Below are 23493 nucleotides of genomic sequence, written 5' to 3' on the forward strand. Positions count from 1 at the left end.
TGGACAGCGGGCGGGGGACCGGGTCCGAGAGCCATCCGGCGTGCGCTGCTTTGATCTGGGAGCGCCTGCGCAGACTGCGGTGTGCCGCCCCCGAGTGAGCCGAGGACTGACTCGCGGAACGCGATCTGCTGTTCGGCGAGCGTTTCTAGACGAGGGTGGTCCAGTAGTCCCAGAAGCGGTGCGTGATGAGCAGCAGGACAAGTAGGTACCAGGCGGTAAGTATCGCGCCCCGGTATTCGGTAACTACGGCGATGAGGCGCGCAAGACCCGCCGAATCGCTGCGGCGTAGTGGCTGAAGATTGCACAGGGTGCAGTACCAGAAGATCGGTATGGTCACCGCCCAGACGATCATGCAGTACGGGCACAGGGCACCGATGCTGTACAAGCTTTGGTAGATGAGCCAGTGGATGAACACCACCGCGAAGGTGACGCCTACTTGGATGCTGGCCCACAGCCAGCGCTGAAATGCTCCCCCCGCCAGGAGCGCAGCACCCAGGGCCGTGGTGGCGGCGAATCCGGCGATGCCGATGATCGGATTGGGGATGCCAAAGGCCTCGGCCTGCGCGGTGGTCATCACCGACCCGCAGGACAGGACAGGGTTGATGCTGCAGGACGGGACGTAGCCCGGGTTCTCGATCAGCGCGATCTTCTCCACCAGCAGCACTACCGCCGCGACCAGGCCGATGAGCCCACCAACGATCAGCACCACCGCGAGCCTGCGGTGGGGGTACTGATCCGGGCCGGCGTTGGTGGAGTGTGCGACCGGGGTGGCTGAGCTATTCGAGGGCAGCATTGATGCTGTTCTCGAGATCGGTGACGCTGGTCGGCTCGAGGCGCTCCCCGTCCAGGAAGAAGGTCGGCGTGCCACTGACCCCGAGGCTCTGACCGTCCTGCTTGCTCTGCTCGATGCGCTCGAGGGTGGCCGGGTCGTTGTATGCGCTCTCGAAGCGCTCCATATCTAACCCCAGTTCCTCGGCATAGCCGAAAAATGTGTCCATTTGCGGGGTTTGTTGGTGGCCCCACTGCTCGGGAGTGTCAAACAACTTGCGGTACATGGCCTCGAACCGGCCTTGCTCGGCGGCGGCCTCGGCGGCCAGGGCCGCCGCCATAGAGTTGTCGTGCAGGGGCATGTGGCGCACCACGAACGTCACCCGGTCTCCGTACTGCTCGCGGAGGTCCTCAATTGTCGGATAGAGCGCGATGCAGGCTTCGCATTCGAAATCGAGGAACTCAACGAAGACGGCGTCACCGCCCTCAGACAGTCGGGGACTGTCCTCACGCACCAACACTCCGGTGCCCGGACTGTCATCAGGACGTGCCTGCTCGGAGCCGGAATCGTTCCCGGCAGCCAGTAAGGCCACCACCAGGACGACCAGCGCAGCCGTGATCAGCGCTAGCGAGAGCTTCAGATTCTTACTCAACAGATTGTCCGCTTTCTAACTCATGCGTGCCCCGACGTGATCACTGGATGATAATCGGGCAGCCGTTGCTTCGGCGGTGAGGCGGGCAACCGGAGCGCGATCGACCCACGAGACGAAGGCGGCCCAGACCCGAATCGAGCGGGACGGCGACCGTAACTCCCGGTGGTTGCGTGCGGCTATCCCTCCAATGCGCTCTCGCCGACGTAGCCGCCCTCGTGGCACCCCGGTGGGATCGCGAAAACGGCGGAGCCGATCGGGACCGTCCAGGTGTTGAGCATGTCCTGCTCTGCCAGTCGCTGCTGGATCGGCACGAACTGACGTACCGGGTCGGCCTGGTAGGACGCGAACAACAGACCAGAATTGCTGATCTGGCCGGAATCCGGGACATCGTCATAGTTGTACGGTCGTCGCAGAATCGTCTCGGCCCGGACCCGCGGCCGAGCCCGGGCCATGTGTGACTCGGTGGGGATGACGGTCAACCCGGTCTGGTCAATCGCCTCGAAGTCAGCGGGATCGTGTTCAGTGGCACCGGTCAATGGCGCGCCCGAGTCGAGTTTCCGTCCGATCGTGAGCTCACGGGAGCTCCGTTCGATCTCCTCCCAGGTGTCCATCGTCATCCGGATACGACGCAGCACCAGGGAGGTACCGCCCCGCATCCATCGCCGGTCGGCGCCATCGGAGTACAACAACTGGTCGTAGTCGGCATCGGCCGGCGCGGGATTGGCGGTGCCGTCAATCTGCCCGAAGAGGTTGCGTTGTGTCTGCCCGGACGGGTCGGTGCCCACGGCACGACGGAACCCTCGCTGCGCCCACCGCTGAAGAACCGCGTCGCGAACACCCGAGGACAGAATCCGGGCCGAGTGGGCGACGGTGAGCGGATCGTCGGCACAGACCTGCAGCAGCAGATCGCCGCCGGACCACCGGTCCTCGAGCCGGTCGATCTGCGGGAAGTCCGGTAGCGGCTGCAACCACTCCGGGGTGCGGTCTCCAAGACCGATCTTGCCGAGCAGCTCCGGGCCGAAGCCGATGGTCACCGTTAACCGGGACGGTCCTTCAGCCAACTCGTGCTGCAGGTCGGCCAGACCGCCGCGCCCCTGCGTGAGCCGGGCCGCGTCCTGCGTCCAAGCTCGCAGTACGCCGATGAGGTCGGTGCGGCGAACACCGTCTCGCAGATCGAATGCCATATACGCCGCATGCGCCTGCGGCGCCGTGGTGATGCCGGACTGACGGTCACCATGGAAAGGCTCGGTGGCCGCGCCGACGGCCCGGGAGTTGGCTATCGCGTCGCGATCAGGGGTCCGCGCGGTCGCGGTGCGCCCACCAACTCCCCACCCCGCAGCTCCTCCGGCGACAGCGGCACCACCGGTGAGAGCCGCACCGCCGACCAGGAAGGATCTGCGATTCAACGCCGAGCGGCCGTTACTGTCACCCATTGCCGGTCACTCTCCGCCCTGGTACTGCTCATTGCCCCCCTCGAACGACCGCGCGGAGGCGACGATCTCGCTCGTATCGCCGTTCTCCAATGTGAGGGTCACGGCGACATCCTGACCCGTGCGGATCGATTCGTGCACGCCCATCAGCATGATGTGGTTCCCGCCAGGCTCGAACACAAGCTCTCCACCTGCCGGGATGACAAAGCCGCCCTCTCGCTCCTGCATCATCGAGCCACCCGCCGCCCCCGAGACGGTCTCATGCAACTCGGCCTCACCGGAGACCACGGAGGCCACCTCGACCAAGCGGACATCCTCATCGGATTGATTCCGCACGATCCCAAACACCGGTGCCATCGCGCCACCGTCGCCGTGCGCATTCGGGTCAGCAGAACCGGGGTCACCAGTGGCGGCCTCGCCGTGTTCAGTGCCCCCATTGACATCAGTGGCCTTGACCCACGCATCCTCCACCACAAGGGGCGCCGCGCCGACGGTCGAGGCTGCGGTCGTCTCCGTCCCGGTCTCGGTGTTCTCCGAGGTGCACCCGGCCAGGCCCAGGGCGACCGCGGCGATCACCGCGACGAAGGGAGTCCTACGCATAGCTCACTCACATCCATGTAACTCCACGCACCTGAACCGCGACCGCCCCTGTTGTCCAAACGGAGCGTCGCACCGGCGTGGATTATTTACGGCGCGTTTCGGGCTGCAACGGCTAGCCAGGACTCTATAATGCCGCGCTTTGGTCCAACCCACCGGCCGTGGGTGGGTTGTAGAAACGACAGAGCCGGCCACCGCACCGGCCGGGTGCGGCCACGTCGGCACCTGAGCAGTCAGGTACGGCCGAACTAGAGGCGAGCGCAACTGCATCGACTGGCTGCCGACCAAGCGGGCTCGGGATCGGCGGAAATGCAGCGGGGATAGCGCTGCCGCCCTGAGCGTGGGTCAGCCACTGTGAGCATCTGTCGCAGAATCTCGGTGTAACTCGGACTCGTCTCGCGGTCGGCACGCAAGACCTGACGTCACCAGCTCCCACCTCAACCACTCGACTGATCCGGGCAGGCCGCGCAGGCCGCGCAGGTCGCGCAGGTCGGCGAAAGCGGTGCTCTGATGGAGGCGCTAGGAGCGCACCCCGAACGCGGCCACGAGACCGAACCACAAGGCCGATGCTGCCGCGGCCACCTCAGTTGTCATGAGGTCCCCTGACTTGCCGGGCCGCAACTTCTGGCGTCTCCCACACCTCGATCCTGTCGCGGCCGGTAAGGGTGGCCACGATCAGCACCACAGCGCCACCGGTGATGAAGACATCGGCGAGGTTGAAGGTAGGGAACCAACCGGTGTGCAGGTAGTCAGTCACCACCCCGTCGGTGGCGCGATCGATGAAGTTGGCCACAGCTCCGCCCAGGATCAGGGCCAGCGCCAGTCGTACTGTGCGCGTTGCGGTGCGGGTGGCCCGCCAGGCGAAGATCGCCAGCGCACCGATGATGAGTCCAGTGATGGCGAGAACGACGCCGGCGGGAAGGCCATCGCCGAGGCTGAACGCCACCCCGGAGTTGAAGCCCAGGCGCAGCTGCATTAGTCCCAGGTCCACCGTATGGCCGTCGGCCAGTGCTCCGCCCGCCCAAGTCTTAGCTCCGAGGTCCGCCGTGGCCAGCAGTACGACGGAGACGACCAGAGCAGTTCGCGCCAGGGCACCTTGTTCGCTTTGGTGGGGTGGTTCAGTAACGGGATTGACGTCCTTCGGCATGACGTCATCCTCCTCGACTCGAAGCCCAGGCGGCAGGATACCTCGATCGCGAATGGCCAAGCCCCCACGTGGAGGCGGTGTTCAGGCGCAGCAGGAGGTGGGTAGTTCGGTGTGGAAGGTGCCTGCGACCAGGCGCAGGACTTCAGAAGTGGTCAAATACGGGGCCCAGATGTCGGCAATCTGGCGGGTGGTCATCCGGGCTGTGATGGCGTAGGTCGCCGCGAGCATGATTTCTCCGGCGTGGTCTCCGATGGCGCTGAGTCCGAGGATTCTTCCGGTTTCTGTTTCGGCGACCATTTTGATCGCCCCGCGGGTGTCCTGGTCGACTAAGGCGCGCGGCAGGTCTTCGAAGCTCATCACCCGGGTTTGGCAGCGGTGCCCGGCGGCCCGGGCTGCGGCCTCGGTGAGCCCGGCGGTGGCCAGGTGGGGGCGGGAGAAAATCACCGCTGGCAGTCCGGTGTAGTCGACGACCTCGCCTGGGCCCTGCGGATCGGTGCGAAGGGCATTGGCGGCGGCGGCTTTTCCGGTGGCAGCAGCGACGTAGACGAACTGGGGTGCCGAGGTGGCGTCACCGGCGGCGAAGACGCGCCGGTTGGTGGTGCGCTGATGCTCGTCGACGAGGATGAATCCGTCCGGGTCGGTGGTGATTCCTGCGGCTGGCAGGTTGAGGCGGTCTGTGGACGGGCGACGCCCGGTGGCCACCAGTAGACGCTCTGCGCAGTGGCTGCGGCCCGAAGCGGTGCGGACTGTGACCTGTGCGTGCTGCCGGTCGACAGAGGTGGCGTGCTCTTCGACCACCGTGATCCCGTCCTGGGCCAGGGCCTGGCGAAGGATGGCGACCAGTTCCGGCTCGGCAGCAGGGGTGATCCTGCCGATGATGGTCACCCGGGTGCCCAGATGGGCGAAGAGTTGGGCCTGTTCGATACCGACGTAGCCACCGCCGATGACGATCATGGAGTCGGGCAGTTCAGTTAATTCCATGGCGGTGGTCGAGGTCAGATGCTCCACCTCGTCCAGCCCGGTTACCTCCTTCGGTAGTGCCGGTTCTGCTCCGGTGGCCAGTACCACCGAACCGGCCGCCACCGGATCCCCATCGATCACCAGAGTGTCGGGATCGAGGAAGGAAGCCTCCCCACGGCGGATTTCGAAGCCATGGGCGTTCGCGACGTCGGCGTACTTGGTCTCTCGCAGTCGAGTGACCAGCTGGTCCTTCTGCTTGACCAGCGCTCCCAGATCAACGTCCCGGGCAAGGGTGGGGACCCCGGGGAAGGGATTGGTCAGTGCGGCCTGGCGGGTGCCGGCAGCGGCCAGCAGCGTCTTGGACGGGACGCACCCGATGTTCACGCAGGTGCCGCCGATGGTGCCGCGCTCGATCACCAGCACCGTCCTGCCGGCCTGCCGAGCGGTGATAGCGGCCGCCATGGCTGCCCCGCCGGAGCCCACCACCGCCAAATCGAATTCGAAACCCGGTTCCATCAGATGGCCCCTCTCTTTCTTCGCTCATTAGGATGGACCTTCCAGCGCACTGGAAGGTCAAACCAGGCGGTCTCGAAGGAGCGGTAATTTCAATGAGGATCGGCGAACTGGCTGCCACGGCGGGCACCACTCCGAAAACCCTTCGCTACTACGAATCCGTGGGCCTGCTCCCGCCCCCACAACGAACCCTCAACGGTTACCGTGACTACCCCGAGCACGTCATCTCCCGGCTCGATTTTATCCGGCGGGGCCAGAGCGCGGGACTATCGCTTGCCCGCATCGGTGAGATCCTCCGGATTCGCGATGACGGACAGGCACCTTGCGCTCACGTCGACACGCTCCTGGTGACTCGACTGGACGAGATCGACCAGCAGATAGCCGACCTCTTGCAGCTGCGTCAGGCAGTCGCCCAGCTCCAGTCCGCCAATCGCACAGTGGACCCTGCGACCTGCCAAGCCGAGACGATCTGCCGCTACCTCTGACTGTCGGTGCTGTGGCCCATGCGGGACGCACCTCCTTCCCTGCCGGCCGGTGGCCGCGACCCGGCGGGGGGGTTGTCAGGCGAGTCTCATGGTGGTCAGGCAGGTGAGGTCCTGGTCTCCGGTGGCGATCGGAATAGTGGCCGACTTGTCGTCGTAATCGATGGTGAGCGTGGCAGTGATGTCTCGCGGTAGCCAGAATCCGAGGAAGCCGTTGTCATAGGTGGTGCGTGGTTCGTCGATGAGGGTGTCTCCGGTGGCGGTATCGGTGATGGTGACGTGCACCTCCTCGGTGGCCATCTCACCGCGGCAGGTGGTCAGGCTGTGGAACTGGCAGGGGTGGGTGCTGGTGTTGTAGGGCGCCACTGACAGATAGAACTGGTCATCTGGCATAGGCATCGTTGCGAGGCTCACATCGCCACTGGTCAAGGCCAGTTCGTTCGGCTGCACCGAGGCGATCAGATCATCCGGCCTATCGGCCACCGGCATGGTGTCGAGTTTCTCGATGATCTGGGTCGCATCGAGACCGGCGAGGCCGTAGGACTCCAACGAGGTGACGGGTGGTTCTGTCGAAGCGCTCTCGGACGGTCCGGTCGAGCAGCCGGCGAGAGTCAACGCGGCGGCAGCAAGGAAAGCGGACGTGACTCGTCGCCGCGAGTGGTGTCTGGTGTTCATCGTGTTTATCCTCGCTCCATCGCTCTTGTGACGGATTCTGGACGCAGGTCGAGGCGGCGCAGCAGTTGGGCGTTGAGAGCGACAACGACTGTTGAGAGCGACATGAGGATGGCGCCGACGCTCATGGGCAGCACGAATCCAACCGGAGCCAACACTCCAGCGGCGAGAGGCACGGCGGCGAGGTTGTAGCCGGCGGCCCACCACAGGTTCTGCTTCATCTTGCGGTAGCTCGCCCGGGAGAGTTCGATGACCGAGAGCACAGAGCGGGGATCCGATGAGGCCAGGATGACGCCGGCGGAGCCGATCGCCACGTCGGTCCCGGCGCCGATGGCGATGCCCACATCGGCTTGGGCCAGTGCGGGCGCGTCGTTGACCCCGTCGCCGACCATGGCGACCTTGCGGCCCTCGTGCTGGAGTTGGGCGACTTTGGCGGCCTTGTCTTCTGGCCGGACCCCGGCGAAGACCCGGTCGATGCCGAGCTCGGCGGCGACGGTGTCAGCGACGGCCTGAGCATCGCCGGTGATCATGACGACCTGCGCACCGGCAGCATGGAGCGCGTCGACGGCGTCACGGGACTCGGGCCGGATCTCATCGGCCAACCGCAGCGCGCCGATCACCCGGCCCTCGGCGAGGACGTGCAGGATGATCGCGCCCTCGGTACGCCACTGATCGGCGACGGGCAGTTCATCGCGTGCGTGCTGATCGAGCAGGTAGGGGCCGCCGACCTCGACCACGGTGCCCTCCACCGTGGCCTTCACGCCCACAGCTGGCGAGGAGGAGAAGTCGGTCGCCTTCGCCACGGTCAGTTCGCGGGCCCTTGCGGCCCCGACCACGGCTCTGGCGAGCGGGTGCTCGCTGTCGCTCTCGGCCGCCGCGGCGAGGGCGAGTACCTCGTCTTGGGTGTGTCCCTCGATCGGTTCGATTCCGGTGACGGTGGGTTCGCCCTTGGTCAGGGTGCCGGTCTTGTCGAACAGGACGGCGTCGACGGTGCGCATCGATTCGAGCGCGAGGCGGTCCTTGATCAGTACGCCGCCGCGGGCGGCGCGTTCGGTGGCGATCGAGACCACCAGCGGGATCGCCAATCCCAGGGCGTGCGGGCAGGCGATCACCAGCACGGTGATCGTGCGCACCACCGCCGCATCCGGCATCCCCAGAACACTCCAGATGACAGCGGTGATCGCCGCCGATGCGAGGGCGAACCAGAACAACCAGCCGGCCGCGGTGTCGGCGATGCGCTGGGCACGCGAGGAGGATGCCTGCGCGTCGGCCACCAGCTTCTGAATTCCGGCCAGCGCGGTGTCGTCACCGATTGCGGAGACTTCGACGCGCAAGCCGGAGTCGGTGGCCACCGTGCCGGCGACCACTTGCTCGCCGATCTCACGGCGGACCGCCTTGGACTCGCCGGTGACCATGGATTCGTCCATGCTGGCCGAGCCGTCGATAATCTTGCCGTCGGCGGGCACAGAAGCACCGGGGCGGACAATCACGACGTCGCCGACCGCCAGATCGGCCGGTGCGACGGTGACCACGTCGTCGCCGTCGACCTTCTCGGCCTCATCGGGTAGCAGTGCCGCCAGGGAGTCGAGTGCAGAGGTGGTGTGCGCCAGGGAGCGCATCTCGATCCAGTGGCCCAGCAGCATGATGACTACCAGCAGCGCCAGTTCCCACCAGAAGTTCAGCTCATGATCCAACAAGCTCAGGCTTGCGCCCCAGGAGGCGATGAACGCCACGGTGATCGCCAAGCCGATCAGGAGCATCATGCCGGGCTGACGAGCGCGGACCTCGGACAGCGCGCCGGTCAGGAACGGCCGGCCGCCCCAGAGGTAGATCACTGTGCCCAGGGCGGGGGAGACCCACCGCACCCATCCGGCGTCGGGCAGCTGGTAACCGATGAGGTCGGCGAACATGTCATTGAAGCCGACCACCGGCACCGCCAAGACGAGCATGATCCAGAACAAACGTCGGAACTGCCCGACATGGTCTCCGTGCCCGGCATGACCGCCATGGTCTTCATGGCCAGCGTGATGCTGCCCCGCATGGGCGTGGCCCGTCGTCTCCTGGGGCCCGTCCGGGTGATGGTGCTCAGCTACCGCCGTGTCTCGCTCGTTGAGGTGCCCGGCCGCGGCTCCGCCGGATCCGTGACTGTGGGCGTGGTCATGATGATCGTGCGACTGATTCATTTGGTCCCTTCCGTCTTGTCCATTGCCACCTGGTTGGCGTGATCTTCGAGCGGCATGCGTCCGGCAGCTTCGATATGCAGGAGTTTCGAGGGAGTGAAACAGCAAGAACATGATTCCCTGACAGCGGTGAGCCCTAGCGCATGATGTGTTCTAGGGGTCATGGACATCTCTTCCCGTGGGGCCAAGTAGCAGTTGCTCCGGGCCACGAGCCGATACCGCCGCAGGGTATCGAATCGTGCTGACATCTGTGCTCGGCCGACCACGTTCGTGACACCGCCCATCCCAGGATCGCCGTTCCCGTCGGTGATGACGCACGTCCTGGCGTTCTGGGGTCCGGCCGACAGTCAGGATCGTGGGTGAGCCAGCGGATTGTGGTGGAGATTGTGTGAAGGTTTGCTCAAGATGTTCGTCAGGGGAGTGGTTCGGGCTGGCGCCACGATGATGGCGGCTCCCTTCTAGGGCGCTCGGAACGATGGAAGCACCCTCCGCCGCTGCTGGTCTTTCGGGCGCCCAAGGGCGTGGGCCAGGGTGAGCTGCCTTTGGCCCGACTCCGTAGCCACATTGCTCGAACCCGAAGGCTTTTTCGGTGACGACCTGCGGTGATGGCCTGGGACGATTGGAACAACCGGGTTGCCAGCCCGGGATAGGGCCCGCGAGTTCGTCGAGCTAACCGGCGGCGTCGACCGGATCCTGAATTCGATCAGATGTCATGTTCTCTCCTGGTTTCTGCCGTGCGAGTTCATTGGCTTTCCCACCCGCAAACTATACCCCAACGGGGTATGTTGGTGAGGCGTGTTCACCGAATTTCGGGGCTCGGCTACATCCGCGAAGCATCCTGCTCGCGACCTTGCCGGGGCCTCCCATGCACCTACCCGCCCCCGCTTAGCGGGAGAAGCGGGCGATGGCGTCGGCCACTTCCTTGAATTTGATCTCTGCGGCCTCGTCGGACTCGTTCACTGCGTCGGCGACGCAGTGGCGCATGTGGTCGTCGAGCAGGCCGAGGGCGACGTTGCGCAGTGCGGAATTGATGGCGCTGACCTGGGTGAGGATGTCGATGCAGTACTGCTCCTCATCGATCATGCGGTGGATGCCCCGCACCTGGCCCTCGATCCGCTTGAGCCGGGCCTTGTAGCGGTCCTTTTCCTTCATGTAGCCGTGGTGACTGTGGGTCTCGCAGCCAGCGGCTTCGGCATCGTGCTCGGCTGCAGGGTCGATGGCGAGGTCCGGGGTATCCGTCATTGCTGGCTCCTGGTCTGGTCGTGGTTGGGGGTCGCGTGGCTTGAGGTGAACCCGCGCAGGCGTAGGGAGTTGGTCACCACGAACACACTCGAGAACGCCATTGCGACGCCTGCGAGCATGGGATTGAGCAGTCCGATCGCAGCGACGGGGATCAGTGCGACGTTGTAGGCGAACGCCCAGAATAGGTTGCCCTTGATGGTGCCCAGGGTCCGGCGTGACAGCCTGATCGCGTCCACGGCGGATCGCAGGTCGTCGTTCATCAGAGTGATGTCGGAGGCTTCGATCGCCACGTCCGTGCCGGCGCCCATCGCCAGTCCGAGCTCGGCCCGGGCGAGAGCTGCCGCGTCGTTGACGCCGTCGCCGACCATGGCGACGTTCTTGCCCTTGGCCTGCAGTTTCTCGATCTGGGCGACCTTGTCGTGGGGCATGACCTCGGCGATCACGTTGGCCGGATCAATGCCGACCTCGCTGGCCACGACACGTGCGGCTCCGGCGTTGTCGCCGGTGAGTAGCCACGGGGTCAATCCGAGAGCTTTGAGTCCGGCTACCGCCTCGGCGGAGGTGGGCTTGACGGTGTCGCGGACGGTGATCACGGCCGCGACGGTGCCGTCGATCTGGGCGACCACAGGGGTGCCGCCCTGCTTCTGGGCATCGTCGAACGCGGTCCGCAGGTCCGCCGGCAGGGAGCCCTCAGGGCGACCAATGGTCACCACGGCACCGTCGACGGTGCCCGTGACGCCACGGCCTGCAGTATTGGTGAACCCGGTGACCTCCGGCAGAATGGCGGATCCGGCCTCCCTGTCGGCCACGGGGCCCTCGCCCGCCAGACTCTTTGCACCCTCGCGGGCGATGGCCTGGGCGATCGGGTGCTCGGACGCGGCCTCCACCGCAGCGGCCTTGACCAGCAGATCCGTCCGGTCGAATCCGGCGGCAGTGGTGACCTGGCTGACGGACATCACTCCGGAGGTGACGGTGCCGGTCTTGTCCATGACGATGGTGTCGACGCGCCGGGTGGACTCTAGGACCTCGGGCCCCTTGATGAGCAGTCCCATCTGGGCGCCGCGGCCGGTACCGACCAGGAGTGCGGTGGGAGTGGCCAGGCCCAGTGCGCACGGGCAGGCGATGATGAGCACGGCCACGGCGGCGGTGAACGCGGTGGCCAGTCCCGCTCCCACCACAAACAAGTGCACGAGCAGGGTGATGATCGCGATGACGATCACGATGGGCACGAAGACCTGCGAGATGCGGTCGACCAGTCGTTGGACCGGGGCCTTCTTGGACTGCGCCTCGGTGACCAGCTTGGCCATCTGGGACAGTGTGGTGTTCTCGCCGGTGCGGGTGACCTCGATCAGCAGTCTTCCCGAGGTGTTCATGGTTGCGCCGGTCACCGTGGAGCCGGACGTGACCTCAACCGGGACGGATTCGCCGGTGAGCATGGACTCGTCGATCGCGGACGAACCTTCGGTGACGCGACCGTCGGTGGCGATCTTTTCGCCCGGGCGCACCACGACGATGTCGCCGACCTTCAACTGACCCACGGGGATGCGGACCTCGACGCCGTCGCGGAGGACGGCGGCGTCCTTGGCTCCCATGTCGAGGAGCGCCTTGAGTGCGGCGGAGGACTGCCCCTTGGCCTTGGTTTCAAACCAGCGGCCCAGCAGCAGGAAGGAGATCACCACGGCGGCGGTCTCCAGATAGATCTCGTCCATCGTGGAGTTTGTGGGCAGCAGATGCACTTCCATGGTCATGCCGGGCATGCCGGCGTTGCCGAGGAACAGTGCCCACAGTGACCAGAGGTAGGCGGCCGCCGTGCCCATGGAGACCAGCGTGTCCATGGTGAACGAGCCGTGCCGCAGGTTGGCGAGGGTGGCCTTGTGGAAGGGTGCGCCTCCCCAGAAGAAGATGGGGGTGGCCATGGTCAGCACGGCCCACTGCCAATTGGTGAACTGCAGTGCCGGGATCATGCTCAGCAAGACCACCGGGACCGTGAGTGCAGCCGAGACAATCAGACGGTGTTTGAGGTCTGCGGTCTCGCGTTCCCTGGCCTCCTCGATCTGGTCTCGGGGACCGGCGCCGCCACCTGCGGAAGTTGCGTCCACAGCCTGGTCGTCGTCATTCTTCATCGTGAACGCGTCGTATCCCGCACCGCGCACGGTCTCGATGAGCGCGTCCGTGTCGACCTTGCTCGGGTCGAAGGAGATGGACGCGGACTCGGTGGCGAAGTTGACCGTGGCGTCCACCCCGTCGAGCTTGTTGAGCTTGCGCTCGACCCGCCCCGAGCACGAAGTGCAGGTCATGCCCGTGACGCCCAGATCTATGTCGATCAGATCCACCGCGGGGTGCATCTGGGAGGGTTGAGTCTGGGTCATCGAGGATCAATCCTTCACGGTGAACGGGTGGTGTGCTCGGGGCCAGGGATCTCGCCAGCTGCTGGGGCTGGCGAGATCGCTTCGCGTCAAGAGGTGACGGTGTAGCCGGCTTCCTTGACGGCGGCGACGACCTGCTCGTCGGTGAAGCCCTCGCCGGAGACCGACACCGTTCCGGTCTTGCTCGAGGCCTCCACCATGGAGACGCCCGCGATTTCGCCGACTTCCTCCTTGACCGACGACTCACAGTGTCCGCAGGTCATGCCCTGGACGGTGTACTCCTTGGTGCTGGTAGCCATGACGGCTCCTTCCGTTGACGGGTGTAGTTCGTTGAGACATCCGATGGCTCGGATCAATCCGAACACCAATGAACCTATACCCCGTAGGGGTAGTGGTCAAGGGTGATGTTCGCTTGTGTCCGCGGCTCACTCCGCCTGCACTCTGATCGCCCGGACGCCGTATGGATTGACCAGTAGGCGGGCGCAAGAGCCGTGGCGGCAAGGTCTTTGGAAGCGCGGAGACGAGCTCACCGTGCTGGCGGTGCAGCGCGAACCAGGCCCTTGCTGCCGCAGTCGAGCAGTTCGTCATAGAGACGGGCGACGCGTATTAACGCAGGCCAACACCCGGCCATGTCTGTATCCGCAACCAATTGTTCGGAACCCTGGCCGAGGGCCTCTTAGGCTAGGTCGGCATTTCCAGCACGCCAGGTTTCCCACGGGATGTTCCAGTCGCCCAGCCCGTCGGTCCCGGGAAGCGTCGGTCCGACGGTATTGATGACCTTGACCACGTCGCCCCGGTTGCTGCTGTTCTGGAACGACTTGGCGTAGGCGTCGGTGACATTGATACAGCCGTTACTGACGTTGGTGAAGCCCTGTTGTTCAACGGACCATGGGGCGGCATGGACGTAGATCCCGCTGTAGGACATCTGGGTGGCCCAGTTGACTGAAAGCCGGTAGCCGTCGGCCGAGTCGACCGGCACACCAAACGTCGATGAATCCATGATGAGCGATTCGTATCGGTCGCCGATGTAGTAGGTGCCGTTCGGGGTGGGTGTCGATGCCTTTCCTAGTGAGACCGGGCTACTGCTGACGACCTCGCCATTGATTCGGGTCGTCATTGTCTTGGTGTTGTCGTCGATCGTGGTGATGACCTCATCGCCGATCGTGAAGTTGCTGTTTGCGTCCTGGGCTCCGTAAAGGCCTTCGCCCATATCGGTGCCGTAGATGTTGACGTCGACGTCGACCTCGGTGCCCGGTGCCCAGAATTCGGCGGGGCGCCAGCGAACCTCCGAGGGCGACACCCAGTAGAAGGCTCCTTCGACGGCGGGGGTCGTGGTGACCTCGATGGCGTCCTGGACGGCCTTACGGTCGCCGACGGCGGACTCGAAACGCACCGCGACCGGCTGCGCGATACCTACCGTGTGGCCCTGACCGGTCACCAGGCTCGCGCTGGTGGTCGAGTTCGGGACCACGGTCCTGAACGAGGACGAGTCTGTAATCGTCTCACCGTCGTCGTTAGTAGCGCTCGCCTCGATCGAGTAATCCCGGTTGTAGCCCAGAGTCTCGGTGGTGCGCCACTGGGAGCGTTCCGCGTTAAACTCGCCTTCGACCTCGCGGCCTTCTTCGTTTGTGACCGTGACATCGTCGAACGCACCGTCTGTCACATCCAAGACGATCGGTTCCCGCGGCGTCGCGGCCACTGTCCCATCTTCGAACGAGGTGTGAATGACGGCCGCAGCGGCGGGGGCTTCTTTCGGTGCAGCGGCCGTCGAGGTGTCCTCGGTATCTCCGATCGTGCACGCGCTCAGCCCTACTGCGGCCACCAAGGCCACCGCGACCGAGGCAAGCCGTTTCGCCGGTGTGCGCTCTGGTGCGGCTCCGCCTGCGAGCATCGCTTCTTTCCTCACCACTTCTCCCTCGAGTTCGTATGCGTTCTGACCGGTAGTTTCCATTCCGTCTTCGGTCGGCCTTGGTTTGCGCCGCCGACGACGTTTCAGGGAATCGTTAATGTATGAAATGACCGTCCATCAGCAGCGTAGGCAGTGTCCTGGTCCGCGGCGATGATGGCTTCGACATCACCGACAACTGGTCCCTGCTGCCACTCATCGTCGTTGACGTTCTTGCGCCAGGCGGTGCCGTCGGTATCGATCCCCCAGAGGGTGCCGTCTTCGGCTGCAGATATCAGCAGGAGTTCGGGAGCAGCTGGTACTGATGCGAATGTGCGCCCGATGTCGGTGCTGAGTTGTAGGCCTCCTGCGGTTGTGGCCCAGATGCCCTCGTCGGTAATCGCCAATGCTCTCGCGGCTATCTCGATGCCGTCGGTCCAACTGACGCCCGAGTCGGTGGACGTTCGAATTCCGTTGGCGGTGTCGAATCCGACAAGGGTGTTTCCGTCAGTGGTCAGGGCGTGAAAGTCGACTTCGCCGGAGAGGGATTTCGTCGCCCACGACTGGCCGCCGTCGACACTCTCGATGAGTCCGAGAGGATTGGGGGCGGAGCTTGACGGGCCAGGATGGCCCGAAGCGTAGAGGTTATCCGTCCCGGGCGCGCCTGTGAGCCCCATGAAGTCGTCGTCGGCGTCGCCGACGCGGGTGGTCGCGCCATCGGGGTTGAGGACGAAAAGCCCCGTATGCGTGCCGGCCAGCACCCTTCCCTCAGCATCGAGGTGGAGTCCGTGCACATGGTCAAGCGCGGGTGTTAATGCGGTGCCGACCGTCGATGAGGCGTCCCCGGATTCGGGTGCTGGCGTCTGCTGCGGGCTCGAACACGCGGTCGCGATGAGAGCCGATGCAAGGATGGCTATTGAGGCCCAGGCCCGCTTTCGGTGCGAAAGCATGAATGCGTATCTCGTTTCTGGCAGGGACAAGAAAATGTGTTGATGCCCAGACGGTCTCCGGCGGGGTCGGACTGCCATCGACCCCGCCGGGTATACAAGGCTTCGTTTTCTACATGGGGTCAAGCAACTGCCGCATGGTGTCGATTTCCTGCTGCTGGGTGTCGATGATGGTTTGCGCCAGATCGACAGCCGGCGGGTACGTGCCGTTCTCCACCTGGTCTTCGGCCATGGCCACGGCACCTTCGTGGTGGGCGATCATCTGGTTAAGGAACAACTCGGCAGCCTCAGGGCCGGGAGCGTCGGACAACTGCTGCAATTCCTCATCGGAGAGCATGCCCTCCATCTGCGCCATGTCATGGTCACCGCCCATGTCCATGTCCATGCCTTCGGGCTGCGTCGGCTCGCCCCACTGCTCAAGCCAGTCGGTCAGCTGCGCGATCTCGGGCCCCTGGGCCGCCTTGATCTCCTCGGCCAGCGAGGTGACGTCGGCGGGGACATCATCCTTGGACAAGATGATGTCGCTCATCTCGATGGCTTGCTCATGGTGGGGGATCATCATCTGGGCGAACATCACGTCAGCCTCGGAATGCTGAGCTGATTCCTCTGCCTGCTCGGTGGTCGAACTCCCGCTGGTCGCAGTGGTCTCGACGGCGGTCGTGGTCTCGCTGGCCGTGTCGGTCTCGTCGCTGGTGCAGGCGGACAGTCCCAGCAGGACCGCGGCGGCAGCGGCGGTGATCACAAGCTTCTTTCGATTCATCTGAGGTTCCTTTTCTTCTGCGGACCTTTGGGCCCGCGGGTGGATTACCTTGCCGGTCAGGCGAGGTAGGACAGAGTGGTCATCATCCCGGCCTCTTGGTGATAGGCGTTGTGGCAGTGCAACGCCCACTGGCCAGGATTATCGGTGTCGAACTCGATCTCAATGGTGCGCATCGGCCGAATCGTGACGGTATCTTTGCGAAGCCCGCTGTCCGCGAGCGCGAACGTATGTCCGTGCAGGTGCATCGGGTGGAACATGTCGGACATGTTCCGCATCCGCATCCGCACCCGCTCCCCACTGTTGACCTCCAGCGGCGCCGAATCCGGGTGGACTTGGCTGTTGAGGGTCCACCGGTACGGCGACATCGTCCCGCCCAGGTCAACACTGTGGTACCGATCATGACTTTGGCTAGACAGACGTACTGCCTCGCTGGGGGATAAGTCGGTACCCAATAGCGGACGCCGGTCCACTTCGACTGGTCGGGAATTCGTCGGGAGATCGCCCGCTGCTGTACGTACGAGGGCCTGCGCGTGGCCATCCTTGCCTTCGGGCTGAGCGAACAACGGGAACACGCCGTCGCCGAGCGTGACCACAACATCGAACCGTTCACCCATGCCGATCAGAAGGGAATCGGTGTCCTCGGGAAGCACGGGAAAGCCGTCGGTGTGAGTGACGGTCATCCGGTGCCCGCCAAGCGCGACCCGGAACGCGGTGTCGGCGCCGGCATTGACGAACCGGATGCGCACGCGTTGGCCCCGCGACGCTCTCCAGACGTAGGGGTCGACAGGGAGTCGACCATTGATCAGAAAGTGCGGGTAGGTGACATCCCCGGCGCTGCCGAGGATGGGGGAGATCATCGACCCCTCACCCCCGTGCATGTCCATCATGTCGTGGTCCATCCCCTGCATCCCGGCATCTGCGGTGTCGGCACCGATGCCCAGATCACGGGCGACATCGTCGGGAGTCCGACCGGTCCCGTCGACCCAGTCGTCAAGGACCACGAGCCATTCATGGTCGTAGTCGCCGGGCTCGTCCGGATCATCGATGATCACCACTCCGTACAGGCCCCGATCGAGTTGCAGACCCGAATGTGAGTGGTAGAAGTACGTGCCTGGGTCTGGGGCGGTGAAGTCGTAGGTGAACGTGGTGCCTGGTGCGATCGGGTCCTGTGTCAACCCGGGAACCCCGTCCATGTCGTTGCTCATGGCGATCCCGTGCCAGTGCACGCTGGTCTCCTGGGGCAGCTGGTTGTCCACGGTGATCTGCAGCCGCTCTCCAGCTTGGGCCCGCACCAGTGGGCCTGGCAATTGTTGGTCGTATCCCCACGTTGAGACGACTCGGCCACCCAGATCAACGTCGACCGGACGGGGGGTCAACTGCGCGGATACCACCGTTTGGCCGGGGGAGCGTCGCTCCTGTTCAAGCCGCCTCACGAGATCTGACGAGGCTCCCACGGGACTGCCCGTGGCTGCTCCGGAACCAGAACATGCAGTCAGAGCGCCGGCGCCGGCGAGAAGCGATCCGGCCAAGAAAGACCGGCGGGAGACCAGCACGCGCGGCGCACGTCTTAGCGCACCTGCCCGCCCCGTGGCGTCAGCGTTCATCATGATCGGCGGTTCGCGAAGTCGCGGTCCCTACGTGAGATCCGAAAGAGATACCGGAAGAGACGACCCCAGTAGCAGGAGAGTGAGACCCGCGTAGGTGCCGATGCCCTCCGAAAAGACTGGTCGTCAAGGCCAGAACCATCGCCCAGAAACCGAGTACGAACGCGATCAACAGGACGATGTCGATCCAGTTCACACCGTAAAACCACCCCATCAGACTCAACTCCTTGCCTGTCTTAGAAACTCGATTCTGCGGGGCGAAATGCGAGATCTGGGTCATCGTTTCGTCAAGATCCGATCAAGGTTCTTTTCGGACAGACAGACTCGACTCGAGTTAGGAGAGACCATCGGAGCACTGTCAGATCGGCAAAGTGGTGTCTGAGACGGCGAAGTCGCGGAGCCAGTACACGAACTGCGTCCATATGCCGCTGAGCAGCAAGATTCCGACGACAATGAGCATGATGCCGCCGACGATCTGAATCGTTCGCGTGTGTCGTTGCAGCCAGCCCACCGTGCGGATGGCTCTCGTCGAACCGAAGGCCACCACGATAAAAGGCAGTCCGAGCCCCAGGCAGTACGCCACGATGAGCAGTACTCCGCGTGCGGCGTCGAGTCCGGTTCCGGCGGCCACCGACAACGCCGCTGCCAGCGTCGGTCCGAGACACGGCGTCCATCCCAGGGCGAAGACGGCGCCAAGTAGCGGCGCGCCCGCCCAGGTGGAAAGCGCTTTCGGCTGCATTCGAGTGTCCCTCTGGAGGGCGGGTATGGCCCCGATGAACACCAGACCCATCAAGATGGTCACCACACCGCCGAGCCGCTGCAGCAATTCTTGCTGGGGGGCGAGGTATTGCACCGTGCCCAGCACCATCGCCGACAGCAGCACGAAGACCACCGTGAATCCAGCAACGAATAGCACCGCGGCGAGGACGACTCGTCGTCGCGATGACACCCGCTGACGCTGCTGTTCAAGAGTGAGCGTGCCGGCTTCGGCGCGGCGTTGCTCGGCGGCCTGCACGGTCACCGCCGGGCGCTCTGCACCCACGATGCTGGCCATATATGCCAAATACCCGGGCACGAGCGGGACTACGCACGGCGAGGCGAACGAGACGAGTCCCGCAAGGACACATGCTCCCAACGCGAGAAGTAGAGGCCCGGAAGCAGCTGTTTGTTGGAACGTCTGGCCAATGGATTGCGCGATCAGCACCGTGTTCATGCAGCGTCGCTTTCAGCAGGCTCGGCCAGCAGTCTCTCGATGACCGGCTCCAACTGGGTGTCGGTGACCTCTGCTAGATATACCGCAGCGACTCGGTGCTGTTTGTCGAGAATCAGTGTCGCTGGCACCACCGAGGTGGGGAAACCATGTAGCGCTGCCACCGCGGCCTGCGATGGGTCCCAAATTGAGGGATAGGTGACCCCGTTGTCCTTGATGAAGTCGACAGGCTTTTGCCGATTCGGGTCGCGCAAGTTGACGCCGAGATTGGTGAACCCTTGCGCCTGGTACTTGTCCTGTAGTCGCTGCAGGTCGTCGGTTTCCGTCCGGCAGGGAGCACACCACTGACCCCACAGGTTGATCAGCACCACCTCGCCAGGAAAGTCTGCGACCGCCACAGTGGCCTCCGGATCTACTACTTCCGGGCCAGACATCGGCGCGATCTTCTGGCGGTCCGCCGGCGGATCATAGAAGATCTCAATCTGGCCGCCCGGGCTGACAAAATCGAACGTCTCACCTGAAGCGACGGCATCAGTGCCGCTAGCGCAGCCAGTAAGTACAAGCGAACTCACCACCACTGCGGCCAGTTGGCATCTTGCCCGTCTGCCCCAGCTACCGGGCTGCGCACCCTTGCCGAACACATCCGTCGTCATCACAGCATCAGCACCACTCTTGCCTGCACAGTCACACCGGACGATTGTGCCGCCCCTACCCCATTGGTTCGGTCGGGGTTCGATGAAGGTCTGATCAAGATTCCCAAGAGAAGCTGTGGGCACCGCGAGACCGATGCACAGTATGCAGCTGACACGAGAACCGGATTCCGAGTGCAAAAAAGGAGACCCCCATGGCGCATGGGCATGGTGGACACGGGCAGGTGCAGGCTCGTGGGTGGGGCATGGCTATCTCGGCTTGGCTGACGGGAATCTACTTCGTCATCGAGTTGGCGATCGGGCTGTGGACCGGCTCGGTTGCGGTGATCTCGGACGCTTTTCACACCTTCTCGGCGGTCGGTGGTGTCCTAGTCGCCATCTTCGCTGCTCGACTCGCCCGCCGCCCCGCAGACGAAAATCGCAGCTTTGGCTGGTACCGCGCCGAGATCGTAGGCGCGCTGGTCAATGGCGGTTTCCTGCTAATCATGGCGATGGTGGTGATCGTGATGGCTGCCATGCGCATGAATGCTCCGGTTGACCTGCCCACGACGCCCATGCTGTGGGCAGCCGCGGGAGGCTTGCTTACCGAAATCGTTGCCCTGAGCCTGATCTGGAAACAAAGCCGCAGCGACATGAACGTTCGTGGCGCGTTGTGGCACATCATCCAGACCTTCGTCGGCAGCCTGCTCATCATCGTCACCGCACTAGTGATCAAGTTCACCGGGTTCTTGCTGATCGATCCGCTGCTCGGTTTGGCGTTCGGCTTCGTGCTTGTATGGGCAAGCTGGAGCATCCTGCGCGACGCCACCCATCTGCTCATGGAGGGCACACCCGACGAGGTCTACCTGTCTGACGTGACTGAAGACCTGGCAGCGATAGATGGGGTGGAAGACGTCCATCATGCCCATGCTTGGGCACTAACCAGTGGACGTTTCGTGTTCTCCGGCCACCTGCGCACCTCCGCAAGCGCCGATCCGCAGATCGTTCTCCAATCCGCCTCCAACTTGCTTCAGGATCGGTACGGCTTCTTCTTTTCTACTGCGCAGGTGGAGACCGACTGTCCCGATGAGTCTGCGGCAGCAGCGATCGACATCACACGTGCGGCGGGTACGAGGAGGGGGCAGGAGTAAGGACCTTGATCCTGCTTGCGTTGATCGCGGTTTAGTCACCCGGGACGATTGCGGGGTGGCTCCGGCCGGCCCGCGTTCGAACCAAAAATCACGTCGGGGTAACGGTCGGGCGATGCCGTAGATGAATAACAAATGGCGTATGAACTGCTGATTTCTGGATTCTCAGGAAACTCTCCGTGACAGGACGATATGCAACTGTTACCTTTTCGGGAGTCTCCAGTGGTCGTCGGTATGAAGCTGCGACCATCGCTTAAGTTGAAGGAATCAATCATGTCGAGCTCCTCCAAGAGCGTTCCGTTCGCCGATCTCATGGACTCGCTTGGTGTGGGCCACCGCATCTCTGCTGGTGGGCGTCATCGCGCCAACCGATCCAGGGGAGTGGGCCGGATCGCCGCCACCACGCTGGCTGGCGCCGCAATCGCCGGTGGCGCGGCGCTTAGTGTCGCCCCTGTGGCCGCTGCCCAATCGTCTGATCCCGAGCACGTCGGACAGATGGTCGAAGAGGCTGCCGCCCGCTATGGCATCGGAGCTGACGCGGTCCGCCAGTATGCAAGTCAGGCCCCCGGGCTGAGCCAGGCGCTCGGATTCGATACTGCTCAGTCGTCGTCTTCGGCGTTTTCGGTCGCCAGCCAAGCTCACAGGCCGACTGATGGAACGATCACCTCTGGCTTCGGCTCGCGGTGGGGCGCTAACCACAATGGCACCGACATCGCTGCGCCGATCGGCACACCCTTGTATGCAGCCAAGTCCGGCACGGTCGTGGCCTCCGGCCCCGCTTCCGGTTATGGGTTATGGATTCGCATCAAGACCGATGACGGCTATCTCTTGGAGTATGGCCACAACAATGCCAACTACGTCACCGAAGGCCAGCAGGTCACCGCCGGCCAGGTGATCGGTGAAGTCGGTAACCGTGGCTACTCGACTGGTCCGCATGTGCACTTCGGCGTACAGAATCCCGCCGGCCAGTGGATCGACTCGGTGTCATGGTTGGCCGCGAACGGCGTCGTCATCTGAGGACGTAGACAACGACCTGCTGCTCGACACTTCCGATCCAGGCCCGGATGCCACAATTCGGCACGCAACACGCTGATCTCGCCGGATCGGAACCATCCCTGCCGACAGTGGCGGGAGGCGGGCACGATTAATGATCGCCGGAGCTGGTGCCGACAGGAGGGCCCCGATGCCGACCGTCTTGCCATCACGCCTATCGTGAACGGCGTGCAGAGGGTCTTTCGCGTGATGACGCCGGGGTGGTTGATTTCCTTCATCGCCGTCGCACTGTTCGTCTATACGTGCTTCACACTGTTGGCGCCATGGCAGTTAGGCAAGAACGAGGATTTGAAGACGCGCAATTCCCAACTTCTTCACAGCGTCGAAGCCGATCCAGTGCCGTTGACGGAATTGACGGCGCGGGACGCGCCGTTGGACGAATCCGAGTGGCATCGGGTCACAGTAACCGGTCGCTATCTGCCCGAAGACGAAGTGCTCTTGCGGCAGCAAGCTGTCGACGGGGAACAGGTTTACCAAGTTCTCACCGCATTTCGGACCGAGGGCGGCGATGATCTGCTTATTAATCGTGGATGGGTTCGCGTTGGCGAGAACAACACGGTGCCGACCTACCCGGCCGCGGTAGCCGATCCAGTGACCATCACCGCCAGGCTCAGAATGCCCACCGACACCCCGGCCGAACCGATAGTTCTGCACGATCGTCACATGGTGCGCTCCATTGAAACCTCGACGATCGGTCGGGTTCTGGATCTCGATCTTGCTGGCTATCATCTCCAGCTCCCCGGAGGTCAACCAGGATCACTCGAGCCAACTCCGATACCGGAAGTCGAGGCGGGTTCGTACCTGTCCTATGGGCTTCAATGGCTTGCATTCGGAGTTCTAGCGCCAATTGGGCTTGGCTACTTTCTGTGGAGTGAAATCCGGGAGCGGCGCCGCCAACGTAGCCAGGGCAACGACGAGCAAGGCAGCCTAGGCGACGGTGCTGTGGGACCTGGTGACAGGGATATCGATCCTGATGTCGTATCCGGTCATATTGCTGAGGTGGATGCGGCCACGGAGGCAGTGGCCCATGACCGCCTCGTAACGATGACTGTTCGTGATCGCTACGGCACCAGATTTGAGGCTGAACGCCGACGGCGTCTACGTCCGAGAAATAGGCTCGATTACTGAGTCCAATCCTCGAGCTGGCTCTCGCCCTTACCTCGCGGGAGCTCATCAATTTCTCGCCCTCGGCGCCCTGCCCGACATGCTCACGTTGAGCGCCTGCAGCTGTTAGGGACGTGCTTCGG

At 63.9% G+C, this 23493-nt stretch carries 22 protein-coding genes; 5 read left to right on the forward strand and 17 right to left on the reverse strand.

Translation table 11 applies throughout. The features are described from left to right. Positions 1-145: 145 nt before the first annotated feature. The 6 genes from H483_RS37660 to merA all read right to left on the reverse strand — a co-directional run bounded on the left by H483_RS37660 (position 146) and on the right by merA (position 6071). Entirely contained in the window at positions 146-793 is a 648-nt protein-coding gene (locus H483_RS37660) for a vitamin K epoxide reductase family protein (RefSeq protein WP_017838588.1), read from the reverse strand. Further along, a complete protein-coding gene (locus tag H483_RS37665) occupies positions 777-1421 on the reverse strand; it encodes a thioredoxin domain-containing protein (RefSeq protein WP_017838589.1) in 645 nt (214 codons plus the stop codon). Before H483_RS37665 ends, H483_RS37660 begins: the two co-directional genes overlap by 17 nt. A 176-nt stretch (positions 1422-1597) precedes the next feature. Then, a complete protein-coding gene (locus H483_RS37670; protein WP_017838590.1) occupies positions 1598-2854 on the reverse strand; it encodes a Dyp-type peroxidase in 1257 nt (418 codons plus the stop codon). A 6-nt stretch (positions 2855-2860) separates the two neighbouring features. Continuing rightward, entirely contained in the window at positions 2861-3427 is a 567-nt protein-coding gene (locus H483_RS37675) for a copper chaperone PCu(A)C (RefSeq protein ID WP_227022070.1), read from the reverse strand. A gap of 604 nt (positions 3428-4031) precedes the next feature. Beyond that, positions 4032-4595, reverse strand: coding sequence for a signal peptidase II (gene lspA / locus H483_RS37680; RefSeq protein ID WP_081615258.1), 564 nt, complete (start codon positions 4593-4595; stop codon positions 4032-4034). A gap of 81 nt (positions 4596-4676) precedes the next feature. Next, on the reverse strand, positions 4677-6071 hold the full coding sequence (gene merA / locus H483_RS37685; protein ID WP_017838593.1) for a mercury(II) reductase: 1395 nt from the start codon (positions 6069-6071) through the stop codon (positions 4677-4679). Positions 6072-6163: 92 nt separating this feature from the next. Here merA and H483_RS37690 point away from each other — a divergent pair, with 92 nt between their 5' ends. Next, the gene (locus H483_RS37690; protein WP_007625918.1) at positions 6164-6553 is read left to right on the forward strand and encodes a heavy metal-responsive transcriptional regulator; all 390 of its coding nucleotides are present in this window, start codon (positions 6164-6166) and stop codon (positions 6551-6553) included. 75 nt (positions 6554-6628) lie between these two features. Here the strand turns inward: H483_RS37690 and H483_RS37695 are convergent, their stop codons facing one another. Next, positions 6629-7099: a CueP family metal-binding protein gene (locus H483_RS37695; RefSeq protein ID WP_007625919.1), complete on the reverse strand. Its 471-nt coding sequence runs from the start codon at positions 7097-7099 to the stop codon at positions 6629-6631. Between the two features lie 131 nt (positions 7100-7230). Beyond that, the gene (locus tag H483_RS37700) at positions 7231-9171 is read right to left on the reverse strand and encodes a heavy metal translocating P-type ATPase (RefSeq protein ID WP_017838594.1); all 1941 of its coding nucleotides are present in this window, start codon (positions 9169-9171) and stop codon (positions 7231-7233) included. A 48-nt stretch (positions 9172-9219) separates the two neighbouring features. On the opposite strand from H483_RS37700, the gene H483_RS40650 reads away from it, so the two are divergent. Next, the gene (locus tag H483_RS40650) at positions 9220-9447 is read left to right on the forward strand and encodes a hypothetical protein (protein WP_241737405.1); all 228 of its coding nucleotides are present in this window, start codon (positions 9220-9222) and stop codon (positions 9445-9447) included. A gap of 840 nt (positions 9448-10287) precedes the next feature. Here H483_RS40650 and H483_RS37710 read toward each other — a convergent pair. The 9 genes from H483_RS37710 to H483_RS37750 all read right to left on the reverse strand — a co-directional run bounded on the left by H483_RS37710 (position 10288) and on the right by H483_RS37750 (position 20069). Next, positions 10288-10644, reverse strand: a complete 357-nt coding sequence (locus H483_RS37710; RefSeq protein ID WP_017838595.1) for a metal-sensitive transcriptional regulator — start codon at positions 10642-10644, stop codon at positions 10288-10290. Beyond that, on the reverse strand, positions 10641-13013 hold the full coding sequence (locus tag H483_RS37715; protein ID WP_017838596.1) for a cation-translocating P-type ATPase: 2373 nt from the start codon (positions 13011-13013) through the stop codon (positions 10641-10643). Before H483_RS37715 ends, H483_RS37710 begins: the two co-directional genes overlap by 4 nt. Positions 13014-13099: 86 nt before the next feature. Continuing rightward, positions 13100-13309, reverse strand: a complete 210-nt coding sequence (locus H483_RS37720; protein WP_007625927.1) for a heavy-metal-associated domain-containing protein — start codon at positions 13307-13309, stop codon at positions 13100-13102. 377 nt (positions 13310-13686) lie between these two features. After that, entirely contained in the window at positions 13687-14916 is a 1230-nt protein-coding gene (locus H483_RS37725) for an Ig-like domain-containing protein (protein WP_371204944.1), read from the reverse strand. Positions 14917-15002: 86 nt separating this feature from the next. Next, positions 15003-15875, reverse strand: coding sequence for a F510_1955 family glycosylhydrolase (locus H483_RS37730; RefSeq protein WP_238556428.1), 873 nt, complete (start codon positions 15873-15875; stop codon positions 15003-15005). Between the two features lie 79 nt (positions 15876-15954). Beyond that, a complete protein-coding gene (locus H483_RS37735) occupies positions 15955-16602 on the reverse strand; it encodes a DUF305 domain-containing protein (RefSeq protein WP_031265420.1) in 648 nt (215 codons plus the stop codon). A gap of 56 nt (positions 16603-16658) precedes the next feature. Then, positions 16659-18206 (reverse strand): multicopper oxidase family protein, encoded by a 1548-nt coding sequence (locus H483_RS37740; protein WP_042330407.1) that lies wholly within the window; start codon positions 18204-18206, stop codon positions 16659-16661. A 358-nt stretch (positions 18207-18564) separates the two neighbouring features. Next, entirely contained in the window at positions 18565-19419 is an 855-nt protein-coding gene (locus tag H483_RS37745) for a cytochrome c biogenesis CcdA family protein (RefSeq protein ID WP_031265423.1), read from the reverse strand. Next, on the reverse strand, positions 19416-20069 hold the full coding sequence (locus H483_RS37750; protein ID WP_081615263.1) for a TlpA disulfide reductase family protein: 654 nt from the start codon (positions 20067-20069) through the stop codon (positions 19416-19418). Before H483_RS37750 ends, H483_RS37745 begins: the two co-directional genes overlap by 4 nt. A 191-nt stretch (positions 20070-20260) precedes the next feature. Between H483_RS37750 and H483_RS37755 the strand changes: the two genes are divergently transcribed. The 3 genes from H483_RS37755 to H483_RS38985 all read left to right on the forward strand — a co-directional run bounded on the left by H483_RS37755 (position 20261) and on the right by H483_RS38985 (position 23374). Continuing rightward, positions 20261-21196 (forward strand): cation diffusion facilitator family transporter, encoded by a 936-nt coding sequence (locus H483_RS37755; protein ID WP_017838603.1) that lies wholly within the window; start codon positions 20261-20263, stop codon positions 21194-21196. Between the two features lie 270 nt (positions 21197-21466). Beyond that, complete coding sequence (locus tag H483_RS38980; RefSeq protein WP_081615259.1) at positions 21467-22210, forward strand: M23 family metallopeptidase; 744 nt, start codon at positions 21467-21469, stop codon at positions 22208-22210. Between the two features lie 195 nt (positions 22211-22405). Continuing rightward, the gene (locus tag H483_RS38985) at positions 22406-23374 is read left to right on the forward strand and encodes an SURF1 family protein (RefSeq protein WP_227022437.1); all 969 of its coding nucleotides are present in this window, start codon (positions 22406-22408) and stop codon (positions 23372-23374) included. Positions 23375-23493: the final 119 nt, after the last annotated feature.

Origin of the sequence: Dietzia sp. UCD-THP (assembly GCF_000349585.1) — a bacterium.
GTDB lineage: Bacteria > Actinomycetota > Actinomycetes > Mycobacteriales > Mycobacteriaceae > Dietzia > Dietzia natronolimnaea_A.

Bases quoted from the DNA above. Each gene is read 5' to 3' on its own strand.
- H483_RS37710 (WP_017838595.1), bottom strand. From the start codon at position 10,644: ATGACGGATACCCCGGACCTCGCCATCGACCCTGCAGCCGAGCACGAT.
- H483_RS37700 (WP_017838594.1), bottom strand. From the start codon at position 9,171: ATGCTCGTCTTGGCGGTGCCGGTGGTCGGCTTCAATGACATGTTCGCC.
- H483_RS37720 (WP_007625927.1), bottom strand. From the start codon at position 13,309: ATGGCTACCAGCACCAAGGAGTACACCGTCCAGGGCATGACCTGCGGA.
- H483_RS37735 (WP_031265420.1), bottom strand. From the start codon at position 16,602: ATGAATCGAAAGAAGCTTGTGATCACCGCCGCTGCCGCCGCGGTCCTG.
- H483_RS37755 (WP_017838603.1), top strand. From the start codon at position 20,261: ATGGCGCATGGGCATGGTGGACACGGGCAGGTGCAGGCTCGTGGGTGG.
- H483_RS37740 (WP_042330407.1), bottom strand. From the start codon at position 18,206: ATGAACGCTGACGCCACGGGGCGGGCAGGTGCGCTAAGACGTGCGCCG.
- lspA (WP_081615258.1), bottom strand. From the start codon at position 4,595: ATGCCGAAGGACGTCAATCCCGTTACTGAACCACCCCACCAAAGCGAA.
- H483_RS37670 (WP_017838590.1), bottom strand. From the start codon at position 2,854: ATGGGTGACAGTAACGGCCGCTCGGCGTTGAATCGCAGATCCTTCCTG.
- H483_RS37660 (WP_017838588.1), bottom strand. From the start codon at position 793: ATGCTGCCCTCGAATAGCTCAGCCACCCCGGTCGCACACTCCACCAAC.
- H483_RS38980 (WP_081615259.1), top strand. From the start codon at position 21,467: ATGTCGAGCTCCTCCAAGAGCGTTCCGTTCGCCGATCTCATGGACTCG.
- H483_RS37690 (WP_007625918.1), top strand. From the start codon at position 6,164: ATGAGGATCGGCGAACTGGCTGCCACGGCGGGCACCACTCCGAAAACC.
- H483_RS37745 (WP_031265423.1), bottom strand. From the start codon at position 19,419: ATGAACACGGTGCTGATCGCGCAATCCATTGGCCAGACGTTCCAACAA.
- merA (WP_017838593.1), bottom strand. From the start codon at position 6,071: ATGGAACCGGGTTTCGAATTCGATTTGGCGGTGGTGGGCTCCGGCGGG.
- H483_RS37750 (WP_081615263.1), bottom strand. From the start codon at position 20,069: ATGACGACGGATGTGTTCGGCAAGGGTGCGCAGCCCGGTAGCTGGGGC.
- H483_RS40650 (WP_241737405.1), top strand. From the start codon at position 9,220: ATGACCGCCATGGTCTTCATGGCCAGCGTGATGCTGCCCCGCATGGGC.
- H483_RS37715 (WP_017838596.1), bottom strand. From the start codon at position 13,013: ATGACCCAGACTCAACCCTCCCAGATGCACCCCGCGGTGGATCTGATC.